Origin of the sequence: Nocardia arthritidis (genome assembly GCF_011801145.1) — a bacterium.
Classification (GTDB): Bacteria; Actinomycetota; Actinomycetes; order Mycobacteriales; family Mycobacteriaceae; genus Nocardia; species Nocardia arthritidis_A.
The window spans coordinates 5,182,572-5,195,901 of the sequence record NZ_CP046172.1 but is presented as its reverse complement, the minus strand read 5'-3'; the positions used below and the strand labels follow the sequence as shown (position 1 = coordinate 5,195,901).

At 65.6% G+C, this 13,330-nt stretch carries 11 protein-coding genes and 1 pseudogene; 3 read left to right on the top strand and 9 right to left on the bottom strand.

Translation table 11 applies throughout. From position 1 onward, the window contains the following. Positions 1 to 14 precede the first annotated feature (14 nt). The 3 genes from F5544_RS23410 to F5544_RS23400 form a co-directional block, all read right to left on the bottom strand. The gene (locus F5544_RS23410) at positions 15 to 1,559 is read right to left on the bottom strand and encodes an FAD-dependent oxidoreductase (protein ID WP_167475181.1); all 1,545 of its coding nucleotides are present in this window, start codon (positions 1,557 to 1,559) and stop codon (positions 15 to 17) included. Positions 1,560 to 1,563: 4 nt separating this feature from the next. Next, positions 1,564 to 2,574, bottom strand: a complete 1,011-nt coding sequence (locus tag F5544_RS23405; RefSeq protein ID WP_167475180.1) for an AurF N-oxygenase family protein — start codon at positions 2,572 to 2,574, stop codon at positions 1,564 to 1,566. Between the two features lie 561 nt (positions 2,575 to 3,135). Beyond that, entirely contained in the window at positions 3,136 to 3,729 is a 594-nt protein-coding gene (locus F5544_RS23400) for a hypothetical protein (RefSeq protein WP_167475179.1), read from the bottom strand. A gap of 108 nt (positions 3,730 to 3,837) precedes the next feature. On the opposite strand from F5544_RS23400, the gene F5544_RS23395 reads away from it, so the two are divergent. After that, positions 3,838 to 4,122 (top strand): DUF3467 domain-containing protein, encoded by a 285-nt coding sequence (locus F5544_RS23395; protein WP_167475178.1) that lies wholly within the window; start codon positions 3,838 to 3,840, stop codon positions 4,120 to 4,122. A gap of 117 nt (positions 4,123 to 4,239) precedes the next feature. Here the strand turns inward: F5544_RS23395 and F5544_RS47585 are convergent, their stop codons facing one another. The 6 genes and pseudogenes from F5544_RS47585 to F5544_RS23365 all read right to left on the bottom strand — a co-directional run bounded on the left by F5544_RS47585 (position 4,240) and on the right by F5544_RS23365 (position 10,509). After that, positions 4,240 to 4,623, bottom strand: coding sequence for a BTAD domain-containing putative transcriptional regulator (locus F5544_RS47585; protein ID WP_167475177.1), 384 nt, complete (start codon positions 4,621 to 4,623; stop codon positions 4,240 to 4,242). After that, positions 4,622 to 4,759: pseudogene (locus F5544_RS47580) on the bottom strand (hypothetical protein); the annotation flags it as partial. The pseudogene F5544_RS47580 and the gene F5544_RS47585, both read right to left, overlap by 2 nt. A 143-nt stretch (positions 4,760 to 4,902) precedes the next feature. Beyond that, the gene (locus F5544_RS23380; protein ID WP_167475176.1) at positions 4,903 to 6,381 is read right to left on the bottom strand and encodes an amidase; all 1,479 of its coding nucleotides are present in this window, start codon (positions 6,379 to 6,381) and stop codon (positions 4,903 to 4,905) included. A 350-nt stretch (positions 6,382 to 6,731) separates the two neighbouring features. After that, positions 6,732 to 8,189: an amidase gene (locus F5544_RS23375; RefSeq protein WP_167475175.1), complete on the bottom strand. Its 1,458-nt coding sequence runs from the start codon at positions 8,187 to 8,189 to the stop codon at positions 6,732 to 6,734. 325 nt (positions 8,190 to 8,514) lie between these two features. Beyond that, positions 8,515 to 9,975 (bottom strand): xylulokinase, encoded by a 1,461-nt coding sequence (locus F5544_RS23370; protein WP_238846601.1) that lies wholly within the window; start codon positions 9,973 to 9,975, stop codon positions 8,515 to 8,517. Positions 9,976 to 10,035: 60 nt separating this feature from the next. Next, complete coding sequence (locus F5544_RS23365; RefSeq protein ID WP_167475174.1) at positions 10,036 to 10,509, bottom strand: DUF4189 domain-containing protein; 474 nt, start codon at positions 10,507 to 10,509, stop codon at positions 10,036 to 10,038. Between the two features lie 120 nt (positions 10,510 to 10,629). Between F5544_RS23365 and F5544_RS23360 the strand changes: the two genes are divergently transcribed. Both F5544_RS23360 and F5544_RS23355 read left to right on the top strand, forming a co-directional pair. After that, a complete protein-coding gene (locus F5544_RS23360) occupies positions 10,630 to 11,151 on the top strand; it encodes a hypothetical protein (RefSeq protein ID WP_238846600.1) in 522 nt (173 codons plus the stop codon). Between the two features lie 492 nt (positions 11,152 to 11,643). Beyond that, entirely contained in the window at positions 11,644 to 13,266 is a 1,623-nt protein-coding gene (locus F5544_RS23355) for a hypothetical protein (protein WP_167475173.1), read from the top strand. Positions 13,267 to 13,330: the final 64 nt, after the last annotated feature.

The window sequence follows — 13,330 nt, the reverse complement described above, 5'->3', positions numbered from 1 at the left end:
ACCTCCTGTCTCGGCTACGACCGATGCAGAGCGCCGCGAAGCGTGGTCGGTTTGCGGCGGCTCAACATCTGTTCCAGATCGCGCCGGGTGAGGGTGCGCCTGCGCAGCAGACCGCTGTTGACGTCCTCGGCGACCTTGCGGACCGTCTCCTGCGCACAGCTCCGATTGGTGCCGATGAAACCCACCGAACCCCGCTTGATCCAGCCGGTCACATACACCCCGGGCAATGTCGACCGGCTGTCGGCGGCCAGCACCCGCCCGTCAATATTCGGAATGACGCCGGTGTGCTCGTCGAAGGGCAGTCCGGCGACGCCGACGCCGCGATTGCCGATGGCGGTGAGGATCAGCCCGCAGGACAATCGCTCGGACCGGTCGGTCGGCACCACCTGTTCGCGGCCGCCGCTGCGGCGAATTTCGTTGTGCACCAGCGATACTCCGGTCACCCGGTCTTTGCCGTATATCCGGGTGGGGGAGAGCTGATAGCGGAATACGATGCGTTTGCGATGGCCGCCCGTGCGTTGTTGCGCGCGCTGCAGCAATAGCAGCTTCTGCTCGGTCGCGTAGGGGTACGAGTGCGGATCGGGCAGTTCGGCGTCGACGACGATATCGATATCGCGTCCGAGCAGGCCGACGAATTCCGGTACGGTGAACGCCGATTCCGCCGGACCGCGTCGTCCGACGATGATCACTTCCTGTATCTTGCTGTGCCGCAACGCGCTCAGCGCGGCAGGCGCGATATCGGAATCGTCCAGCTGGTCCCGATCGAGCGTGAGAATGCGGGCGGCATCGAGTGCGACATTGCCGTTGCCGATGATCACGGCCCGGCGCGTCGACAGCTGACATGAGCTCCGCGCGTAATCGGGATGGCCGTTGTACCAGGCCGCGAAGTCGATTCCGGATTCGCAGCCCGGCAGGTCCTCGCCGGGGATGCCGAGCCGTTTGCTCGCCGATGCGCCGACCGCGTAGATGACGGCGTGGTGGTAGGCGAGTAATTCCTCGTGGGTCACATCGGTGCCGATTTCCACACCCAGATACATATTCAGCCGCGACCGGGCCGACACCTTGTCGAACAGATGCCGAATCTCTTTGACCTCCCGCTGATCCGGTGCCACCCCGTTCTGCACGAGACCGTAGGGAACCGTGCAGCGGTCGAAGATATTGACCCGAACCTCGCGCTGCGACAACAGTTCGTCGGCGGCGTACATCGCCGCGGGCCCCGACCCGACGATCGCCACCCGCACCCGTTCCCCGCCAGTGTTCATGGCGGGCAACGGGATCAGCGGCGCGAGCCGAGGGCGCGGGCGCGGCTCCCGATAGAACGCGGCATTGATATCGATGAACGGACGTTGCGCCGTGGTCAGGTCCCGGTCGGAGACGATCGCGTCGACCGGGCACGCCGACATACAGGTTCCGCAGTCGATGCAGCTTCCCGGATCGATGTAAAGCATTTCGGCACTGAGGAAGTCGGGTTCGTCGGGGGTCGGGTGGATGCAGTTGACCGGGCACACGTACACGCAGGACCCGTCGCTGCAGCAGGGTTGCGTCACCACGTGTGGCATCGGGTCACACCGCCTTCCGCTTCGGTTCCAGCCGATGGCGCGTCGGGGGCCCGGAGATGCCGTACAGCCGCCACGCCAGTTTCCCCACCGGATTCATCAGTCCGAGCTCGGCGACGAGGTGGCGCATGCTGCCGAGCGCGCGGCGTCGTTCCGCTTTGATGAACGGCGACCGGAGCCGGAAATCCCGCTCGATCTCCCTGGGCACGCCGCAGTCGCGGAAGAACTGTTTCGGCGTGTACAGCTGGATATCGGCTTCCACCCGGGAGACGGCCGCCGCCGTCACCGACAGCCACAGTCGGCCGATCCGGCTCAGCGAAGGGACCCGCTGCCGGACATAGTCGCTGGCGAAGGACATGTGCCGGGCCTCCTCGGCGATATGCGCGGAGAAACACCGGTCCAGCATCGGCGGAATGCGCCCGGCTTCCGCCCCGGCCCGAAGCACACTGCGCTGGTAGTAGTCGACGATCTCCTCGGCGGCCAGCACCGAGAGGAGAAAAGTCAACGGCATCACGGCCGCGACGATCGGGGAGAATAGGAAAAGCAGCCGCACCAGTCGGCCCGCGCCGGGGACATGTAGTCCGGTCCGCTTGCATATTTCCTGGAACATCAGGGTATGGCCGCATTCTTCGGCCATCTCGTGGGTCATGTAGCGAATTTCGGGGGACCCGTCGGGCAGTGCGAACTGGCGTTCCGCGAGCCCGTTGACGAGGAGCAGCTCCAGTTGCCGCTGTCGCCGGAGGGTATTGATATGCAGCCACATACCGATCTGGGCCTTGCGCTCGTCGGGGAGACTCACATACCAGGGATGGTGACCCATCGGCAGGCTGGTGTCCGGCAGGATCCACCTCGGATCGTCCGGAACGACAGTCATATCGGGCGCGTCCCAGTCGATGTCGACGTACGGATTGAACCGTCGTGTCACCGACGCCTCGGACAGCTCCACGACTCTACTTCTATAGGCTGCCTCTGCGTCGTCGGCCGAGATGCCGACATCAGGAAATTCATCCACCGTCATAACAGCCACACGCCTTCCCGGTAGGTCGATGAGGACTGCGGGTCGAATGAGCGTGAAACAGAGCGGTTTCCGAATGAGACTAACTCCGTGCGCGCAAGATCGACAATGATCGATATATTTCGGAAAATAATGCTGCGATATCGAGAAGACTTCATCGATCGCGACTGGGGGCGGTCGGCGCAGTGATCGCGCGGCCGATCTTCGCAGCCGTTAACCGGTTCGGCGACTAGGTGTCCGCGACGGTGTCCACCGGCGACCTCCCGTCTGACGCGGTCGGTCGGGCAAGCCTTCCTGGTCAGCGGCTCGTCGGCGTCGGCCTCGGGCCGGGGGTGCGGTGTGTGCGCCCCCAGAACCACCGGCGGGGCGTGCCCGAGCGCACCGGAAAAATTACCGTTGAAAATGCAAGAAGCGCAATTGGTTTCGACGGGATCCGGCTGCCCGGTGTTTGCCGTTCGGCGCCGGATCCGCTCGATCGGGGTCTGTCCTGATCGTTGGGAACTGCCGGAGGTGTGCTGCGAAAAAGGTCGGACGAATCACGGACCACGGGGTGTGCATTCGCATTTAATTGTTTCGGGAATATTTCCAATGCTTTGCGTGCGGATCAACCGTGGAGTGATGATTTTCTGGTCCCAACTCCATCGACGCAGCGGACACCACATACCCACCGAGGTAGGGGAAGTCGAGATGGCACAAGAGACAGCCGAAACCGGGCGCGAGGACGTGTCGGGTCTCCGGGATATCGAAATGCTCAGAATGCAGGTCGAAGACGCGCGCCTGGAAGCGCAGAGCGCTCGTCAATCCGCCCAGCAGGCACAGAATCTGGCTCGTCAGGCACAGCAGCAGGCGCGTCAGGTCCAGCATCAGGCGAATATGGCGCAGAGTGAGGCGAACCAGGCCAATCAGCAGGCTCAACAGGCCCGCCAGCAGGCCATTCAGGCGCAGAACCAGGCGCAGCAGGCCCAGAACGAAGCCGACCGGGCACAGAATCAGGCCCAGCAGGCGCAGAACGAGGCCAACCAGTCGCAGCAGCGGGCGCAGTCGGCTCAGGACCAGGCCGACCAAGCCAACCAATTGGCTCAACAAGCCGACGACCAGGCCACCCGGGCACAAGACCGGGCCGGTCAATGGGAGATGCAGCTGAGCCAGATGCGGCATCAAACACGGATGGCCGCCCGATAGTCGGGTGCACAGGAAGGGTCACCGCAGGGGTGGCCCTTCCGACCGTCGGGGACAGGTTCGGTAATGGACGAGACGAATCCGCCGGTGAACGTCGAGGTGATCGTGCCCGAGGCGCTGAGCGCCGGGGTATACGCCAACGGTTTCACCTGCTGGTACAACCGGACGGATTTCACGCTGGATTTCGTCGTACATCTGCCCACCGATCCCGGTGTCGACGATAGCGGCAGGCCCTTGATGCGGCAGCCCGTGCAAGTGGTGGCGCGCGTGAAATTCCCGCCGTCGATGATCTTTCGCCTGATGCAGACACTCAACGACAGCATGAGCAATTATGAACAACAATTCGGCCCAATCGTCCATCTGGGCGAATGAGGGAGGTGCGGTGTTTATTTCCAGCACTATCAGAATGATCGCGGGAACTTCCGACGACTGGACGGTGATAACCGATCCGGCGGTACGATTCCGGCCCGCCCGTATCCGGGGCCGCCGCTACCACATCACACCGTCGGCGCCGCGAACCGGCAACGGCTCCGGCCGCTGAAGGCCGTTCGGTTCGGAATCACCGGGCTCGCAACAGTATCGGCGGACAGTCGGCGGCGAGGTCGGGATCGTGTGTGAGCATGCGCTGTTGCAGTGTGCGCAGTCTCGGCCCGGTTCGATGCCGATTTCGGTGGCGAGCAGGTCCCGCACTCGGCGGAGTTCGGCCAGCGCCTGCACCTGCCGTCCGGTGCGACACAGCCCCAGCGCCAACAGTTCCCAGCGGCGTTCGCGATACCGCGCTTCCCCGACCGCCGCCCGCAAGTCGGGCGACGGTCGGGCCGAGATGCCCGCGTGCCAGCCGGGCGGCCAACAGCTCCTCGACGGCCATGTCACGGAGTTCGGTCAACCGCAACCGGTTTCGGACGAACGGTGCGTCCTCACCGAATTCGGACCACGGCTCGCCGCGCCACAGCGCCAGCGCTGCCTCGAAAGTCCGTTCGGAACAACCGAATTCGCCCTCGGACTCTATTTCCCGCCGCTGCCTGTCGGACTGTTCCGGATGTTGATCGCGACGCTGGCCGCGGCCGAGCGCTGGCGCGAGAAGTTCTTGCTCACTCGCTACCCCGATTACAGGCGCCTGTTGCGCGCGCTCGGCCGCTGAGGCATCGGCCGTTACGCGAAACCGGGTGGCGGGGTGAATCCGCCGAATTCTTGCTCGATCAGTTCCGCGAACCGTAGCGTCGTGTGGTCTTCGAGGTAGGGGCCGAGGATCTGCATGCCGAAGGGCAGTCCTTCCGGGGAGTGCCCGATCGGGACCGCGGTCGACGGCAGCCCGAGTGCCGTGGCGGCGCTGATCCAGATCATGTGGTGATCGTAAGGGTATGTGGCGCCGTCGATTTCGAGTGTGCGAGTGCCGAGATCCGAATGATCGTGGGGGAAGGCCGGTGTCGGCGTGATCGGGCTCAGCACCACATCGAATTCACCGAACAGGCGTCGCCATTGGTCGGCGAGGTCGACGCGGACCCGGTCTGCCTTGATCCAATCACCGTGGCTGGCGACCCAATCGCCGTGGCTGGCCACGAAGGGGCCGCGGATGATTGACTCCAAGGGGTCGTTGCTCGGCGGAATAGCGGCGACGGTGGCCTGGGCCGCCCGGTAGACGTCGGAGGGCACTTCCGCACTGAACTGCGAGACCAGTAGGGCCAGATAGGTTTTCGCGGTCAGTGTGAGGTCGGGCAGCAGTTCGCTGTGCCTGGCGACGGTGGCGCCCGCCTTTTCCAGTCCCCGCGCGATCCGATCGAGTCCGTCGCGGATGACGGTCCCGGTCGGCACCAGTGGATGGCTATCGATGACCAGTACCCGATAGTCGCGCAACTCCTCGCCGCGCGGCGGCCGCAGCGCCAGCTGGTAGGCGACCGACTCCACCTCGTCGGGGCCGGCGAGTAGCAGGGTCGCCAGGGTCAGGTCGGCCGCGCTGCGCGTCATGGGGCCGACCACGGCGAGGTCGGGCCGAGCCGGGAGCGTAGGCGTGCGAGGCGGCGTATTTCCGCGACCCGGCAGCAGGGGCAGTGACGGCTTGTGGGCGTAGACACCACAGAAATGCGCTGGTATCCGCAGCGATCCGGCGAGGTCGGAGCCGAGTGCGAGCGAGACGTAACCCGCCGCGAGCGCGGCCGATGAACCGCCGGACGAGCCACCGGGCGAGCGCGTCAGGTCCCACGGGTTGCTGGTCGTGCCGTAGATGTCGTTGTAGGACTGCCAGTCGTTCAGGGCGCGTGGCACATTGGTCTTGCCGATGACGACGCCACCCGCATCCTTGACCCGGGTCACCAGTACGGCGTCCTCGGCGGGCAGCCAACCTTCCGCATCGGGAAAACCCCAGGTGGTCGGCAGGCCCGCGACGTTGAACGATTCCTTCACCGCCACCGGAACGCCGAGCAGCGGCGCGAATTCACCGCGCGCCAGCGCCGTGTCGGCTTGTTTCGCGGCGGCGCGGGCGCGGTCGAAATCCCGCACCACGACGGCATTGACCTTGTCGTCGAACTTCTCGATCCGCGCGATGGTCAGCTCCAGCAATTCGGTGGCCGAAATCGCCTTGGCCTGCAACGCGGCCACTTGATCACGTAGGGTCGCGAATTCCATTCCAGGCATAAAATCTCCTTGAATTCCCCCCGGGTTCGTACACCGGGAGCTTGTGGCCGAGGCACCTCGCCGTGCCGGATGGCAGTCTATGCGCACGTCGAGAATTTTGAAAATCGTTCCAGCAGATAGTGATTTGCCTTTGGTGAGGGCGCATTTTGCGGCGGTTGTCAACAGACTGCGATGTTGACAACACCACGAAAGTAGGGCGACGGATCGCCCATTCGTCGTGCTCCTCATGTCGCTTATGGGACGGTCGTCAGAGCGAAACTGTTGCGGCGCAGCACATTTTCAATTCCTGATGTGCGTGGCTTTCGGGGTGTCGTCGGGATTTGCCGATGGATGCTGCGCGCCTTCGGCTGTTACGCGAAGCCGGGTGGTGGGGTGAAACTGCCGAATTCCTGCTCCACGAGTTCCGCGAATCGCAGCGTGGTGTGGTCTTCGAGGTAGGGGCCGATGATCTGCATGCCGTAGGGGAGGCCTTCGGGGGTGTGGCCGATCGGTGCGGCGGTGGCCGGTAGCCCGATGAGCGTCGCGATGCTCGCCCAGACGAGGTGGTAATTGTATGGGTATGTGGTGCCGTCGATTTCGATCGTGCGAGTGTGCATATCCGAATGGTCATGGGGGAAGGCCGGTGTCGGCGTGACCGGGCACAGCACCACGTCGAATTCGCCGAACAGGCGTCGCCATTCGGCGGCGAGTCCGGTGCGGATCCGATCCGCCTTGATCCAGTCGCCGTGGCTGGCCACGAACGCTCGGCCCATGACCGCCGCCAGCGTCTCGTCGTCCGGCGGAATTTCGGCGGCGGCGGTCTGGCGCATTCGATAGGCGTCGACCGGCAGATCCGCGCCGAATTGCGAGAGCAGCAGTGTCAGATAGGTTTTCGCCGTCAGTGTGAGGTCGGGCAGCAGTTCGCTGTGCCTGGCGACGGTGGCGCCCGCTCTTTCCAGCCCTCGCGCGATCCGGTCGAAACCGTCGCGGATGACGGTCGCTGTCGGCAGCAGCGGGTGGGTGTCGACGATCAGCACCCGGAAGTCGCCGAATTCGGCGCCGCGCGGTCGCGGCAGCGCCAGCTGGTACGCCACCGCCTCCACCTCGTCGGGACCGGCGAGTAGCAGGGTCGCCATGGTCAGGTCGGCGGCGCTGCGCGTCATGGCCCCGACCACGGGGAGATCCTGCGGGGCGGGCAGCGCGGGTGTCCGGGGCGGCGTATTTCCACGTCCCGGCAGCAGCGTCCGCGAGGGTTTGTGGGCGAAGATGCCGCAGAAATGCGCAGGCACCCGCAGTGATCCGCCGATATCGGAGCCGAGTGCGAGCGAGACGTAGCCCGCCGCGAGCGCGGCCGACGAACCACCCGAGGAGCCGCCGGGCGAGCGCGTCAGGTCCCATGGGTTGTTGGTCGTGCCGTAGATGTCGTTGTAGGACTGCCAATCATGCAGGGAGCGAGGCACATTGGTCTTGCCGATGATGACACCGCCCGCATCCTTGACCCGCGTCACCAGCGCCGCGTCCTCGGCGGGCAGCCAACCCTTCGCATCCGGATACCCCCACGTGGTCGGCAGGCCCGCCACATTGAGCGATTCCTTCACCGCCACCGGAACACCGAGCAGCGGCGCGAATTCACCGCGGGCCAGCGCCATGTCGGCTTGTTTCGCGGCGGCGCGGGCGCGATCGAAATCCCGCACCACGACAGCATTGACCTTGTCGTCGAACTTCTCGATCCGCGCGATGGTCAGCTCCAGCAATTCGGTGGCCGAAATCGCCTTGGCCCGCAACGCGGCCACCTGTTCGCGCAGCGTCGCGAATTCCGGTCCCGCCATAAAGCCTCCTCGCATTCCCGGATTTTCGTGCACGGCCGGTGATCCACGGCCCGCCGCACCGATCATATACACGCTTCGTGGATTTTGAAAATCGTTCCGGCGGATAGTGGTTCGGACGTCGGAGGCCATACGGCGCGGTATTTGTCAACGGGTCGCACTGTTGGAAATGGCACCAATGAATATGTGGACGGATCGCCACTCGGTGTGGCCCAGTCGTTCGGGACAGTGCGCTCGGCCGCGGGATATTCGTAGATATTGTCGCGTTTATCGGAAAGAGGTCCACGCGAGGCGGTGCTCGCACGTTTTCTCGCCCGAGTCGATCCACCTATGACGTTGCGGAGCGCCACTTTTCGAGTTTCGCGTGGACTTCGCGCAGCGCGGGATAGGAGTCCTGGTAGATCTCGAACAGCGGGTCCAATCGCCGGGTGTGGCCGGGATCGGGGGTGAATATCCGGTCGATCGGCGGGGCGGTCCGGTCGGGCCGGATTCCGGCGCCGATGCCGCCGAACAGCGCCGCGCCGAGGACGGCGCTGTAGTCGCGGGTGGCCAGCCGGTGCAGCGGGCGGCCGAGCACGTCGGCGAAAATCTGCGCCCACAGTTCGCTGTTGGCGCCGCCACCGGAAAAAGTGATGGGGTCCAAGGGTTTTCCGCATGCCGACTCGACCTCGGCCAGCACCTGCCGACCGGACATGGCGACGCCTTCGAGGACCGCTCTGCCCAACTCGGCGTGGGTGGTGGCGGTGCTGAGCCCCAGGAAACCGCCCCGCACATCCGGATCCCACAGCGGTGCTCGTTCGCCCATGAGGTGCGGTGTGAACACGACACCGGATCCGCCGGGCGCGACCGCGGCCGCATCGGCGAGCACCTGCTGGATCGGTTGTCTGCCGGCGCGGGCCCACCAGCGCAGCGCGTCTCCACCGGCCTGCGTCGGCCCGGCGTGAATGCGCAGGCCGTCGACGGGCGGGAAGGTGACGATGCCCTTGGCGGGCATGGACAGTTCGGCCGCCCCGGCGACGACAAGTGAAGTGCCGCAAGAGATCATCCCCCGGCCCGGCGTGGTCAGGCCTGCGGCGTGCATCTCGCTGAGCGCGTCCATGGTGCCGACCGCCGCATGGCAGGCGAGCCCGGGCAGACCTGTCCGCCCCACGGTATCGGTCGGGCGGGCGAGCGGTGGCAGCCGGTCGCCGAGGCCGTCCACGAGTGCGACCGCCGCGTCGAGGTAGCCGATGCCGTCGGTGTCGACAAGCCCGATCGATGACATCGCATCGCTGGCGATCTCCCCGGTGAGCAGCGCGTTGACGTAATCCTTCGGGCTCAGCACCCAGCGGGTGGCCCGCCAGGTATCCGGCGCGTTCCGCGCCACCCACAGTGCGCGGGGTATCAGCCCGGACGCGTCGAAAGCGTATGGCCTACCCCAGATCTCATGCCTTCGCTCGGCGGTGACGGTACGGTTCAACTCGCGCGCGATCTCCGCGCAGCGCTGGTCCTGCCAGGTGATGGCGGGCAGCAGCGGGCGCAACCGAGCGTCGACGAATACGTGGGTGTTGACCTGACTGGTGACACCGACCGCGCCCACCGCCCCGGCCGCGGCGCCCGCCGTCACCGCGTCGATGCCGCGCAGGCAGCCCTGCCACCAGTCCCGCGGATCCTGTTCGGCCCAACTCGGCTTGCCGCGGGTCATCGGATGCTCGGTGACATGGGCGTCGATGAGCTCGTGACGGCCGGTGAACAGCGCCACCTTCACAGCCGTCGTGCCGATATCGATACCGACGATCAACTCACCCACACGAACCTCCGTCCTCAGCGCCCGCCACCGCGATCATCCACGACGACCGGGCTTCCGGACTCAACCGGCGTTCGCGGTGCAGATGGTGTCGAGGACGAACAGCGGCTTGTCGATTCGGGCGAGGCCGACCGTGAACAGCGCGGCCGTGCTGGGCGCCGTCAGGCCTTGATTTCCCATATCCATCGCGGCCTGCTTCGCGGCGGCGGCCGTCGCGCCCTTTCCCCACGAGTAGACGGGCTGAACGGAGTTCGTCCATGCCGCCCACGCGTCGTATTCGGCGACCGCGCCGCACTCGTTGTGGACGAGCACGATAACGCCGCATCGCTCGCCTCGGCACGCCTGCGTCGCGGCCTGGTTCGCGGCTTCTTGCGTTGGATAGTCGACCGCCTCGCCGACCCCGGTGAAATGACTGAACGGTGCGCTGTGGTTGTACGAGTACGCGACGGCGATCGCGCCGTAGAGGTCACCGGCCGCGTGCGCTGTCCCGGCGCCCGCGACCATCAGCGCCACCATGGCCGGAGTCACCGTGGCCACCGCGCACCTTCCCAACAAGGACATCGAGTATCGAACCCCCGAATCGAACGGAACCAACCCGGAGATCATTGCCGCGATATCGCCGATTGTCCAGAATCGGCAGCCGTAACATGCCGGTGGGTGCGGGGGCTCCGCTGCGCGAAAATCGTTGTCGCCACCAAGGATTGGGCGAACTGCACCGCCACCGCCGACGTGGTGGTCGACGGCCGCACCCTGATCGCGAACGCGCCCATCACCTACCTGTTGTTCCTGGAGAAGCAGCTGGTGGATCTGCACACCTTCGTGCGCAAGCTGCCGGTGCTGGACGCCGCGGAGTCCTGGGAGTACGACGCCGCCGCGGACTGCTACGCCACCGAGCCGGTACAGACGGTGCGCACCAAGAAGATTCCGCGCAACCATGTGAAAGCCGAAGCGACGGAGAAGCATCCGGCGCAGGTCGAGGTGTATCACGAGGATGTGGTCGTCGGTTATTGGCGCACCATCAAGTTCTCCGGCGCGCTGCCGGCCAAGCGCGTCAACGAGCTCACCGAGCGCGTCGAAAAGCTTGCCCAGGCGGTGAAATTCGCGCGCGAGGAGGCCAACAACGCGGAGATCACCCAGCACAAGGTCGGCGCGGACGTCTTCGGATATTTGTTTGGCTGAGCCCACGGCACCGGCTAAAGTCGGCAGTGCGCAAGAGCGCAAGCTGAATCAGAAGTTCAATGTGACAAGGCACAGCGGCACAGTGGAGGTTCGAATCCTCCTCCCGCCACACGCGGCGGGGTAGCCCAATCGGTAGAGGCGCCGCCGCCCGCAAATTCACATTATCGCTCCAGCTTCAGCATTCGCCGCCGAACGCCGAATCGAGAGGACGGATTGTCAGCGTGGAGGTTGCGGGTTCAACTCCCGCCGGCCGAGCCACCGATCGGCCGTAGCTCAATCGAAGAGCGCCACGTTAGCCTGAAACTCATTCCGTTCTTAAACGTGTCGGTGTCCCGCAATTGGGCGGCCCCCGAGGCCCCGGGGTAGGCTACACCCCGGGGCTTCCTCGACTTCGCGTCCGAAATCGCGTGAGCGGCAACTCGATTCGATAATCACGGGTGTCGGTCGAACGTTGAAGGCGGGGCCAGCCATCGAGACGAGGGGGTATTCGCCATGAACATGCTTGCGGCAGAGAGCGCCGCGCCATCCGCCGACGACCGATACGACGAGCTGCTGGCCGGTGTTCAGCGCCGGTTCCTGGCGCTCGCCGCGGTGGGGACGCCGCTGTTCTCCGTCGGTGGCCGAGGGCTGTACGACATGTTCCTCGCCGCGCTCACACCGGAATTGGCCGCGGAGAACACCTGCGGCACGTGCCGCGCGTTCATGAAGCGTTACGGCGGGCTCGTAGTCGTCGATGCCAAGGGGAAGGCGACCTCGGCGCTGTGGTCGGCGAAAGATGCGCCGCCCCAATACGCGAGGGCCATCGCGGCGATCGCGGACGAGGTCGAACGGCGGCCCATCATCTCCGTATTCCGCTCCAGCGCAACGAGTTGGGGATTTCCCGAACGCGGGCTGTGGACCCACCTCGCCGTCGTCGCGCCCGAGCATCAGGTGCACACCCCCTCGGCGCTCGCCACGACCGGACAGTACATCGCCGCGAAAAACGCCGACCGGGAAACGCTCGCCCGCGCACTCGCCGAATTTCCGCACCACGTCGTGAAAAAGGCTGTGGCCCTGCTGCGTACGGAGCAGCTGTATCGCTCGGACGCGATACTCGGCGCCGGATCCTGGCTGCTGGCACTGCACAACAGGATCGACACCGCCGGCGGGCGCGGCGAGGCCGCGCAGCGGCGACGCGACAACCTCATCTGGTCGGCCGCCGCGACCGCACCCGCCGGATACTGTCATGTCAAGAGCGGAATGATCGGCACCCTGCTGCGCGATCTCGCCGACGGACTGCCCTACGACAGCGTCAAAGCGCGGTTCGCGGAAAAAATGCACCCGCTGCAATACCGTCGGCCCACCGCCGCGCCGACAGCGGCGATGATCGCGCGCGCCGAGCGAGTCATCGCCGAACTGCGTGCCGCCGGATCGTTGGAGCGCCGCTTCGCGAAACTCGCCGACGTGTGCCCGATCTGGTCCGCGACAAAGGACACGCCGCCGCCGGGCGGAGTCTTCGGCCACCTCGTACCCGCGAAGAAGCGCAGGGGCACAATCGATCTCGACGCCGAGCCGGTGGTGATGACCTGGGAGAAATTCGCGCGCACCGTCCTTCCGAACGCGGAACGCATCGAATTCGCGGTGCCCCGGGAGAATGCCAACTACGGCGCGATGGTGACAGCCGTACATCCGGACGCGCCCCCGATCGTGCAGTGGGACACCCCGCAGAAGCGCAATCCGGTGACCTGGTACGTCTACGTGAACGGCTCACCGCCCACCCAGTGGCGCCTGCGCCCGGGAGAATTCCGGGAGGTGACGGCCGTGATCCCACACCCGGCGACCTGGCACGTCGAGGTCGACCGCACCGCCCGCGAACAGGCAGTGCTGTTCGCTCTCGCCGGTGCGACGGATACGGCGTACACGAACGGCGCGGGATTCTTTCCCGAATTTCTCGCCGCCGACCTGCATGAGATTCGCAAAACCCTGGAGGCATACGCCAAGGACGCCGTTGTCGCCGGAAAGGATGAGGCGGAAGTCTGCGGGCTATTGGTATCCAAGGCCAACGAGATCGGTCATACATTCCGGGTCACCGCGGGCGGTGTTCGCGTCCATTACACCCTCCACCGGTGGGATTAATCGAACTTGTGGCCGGTTCGGCGGGTCGGTAGCCTCATGCCTGCTGTCGACTCGGCGCTACGGC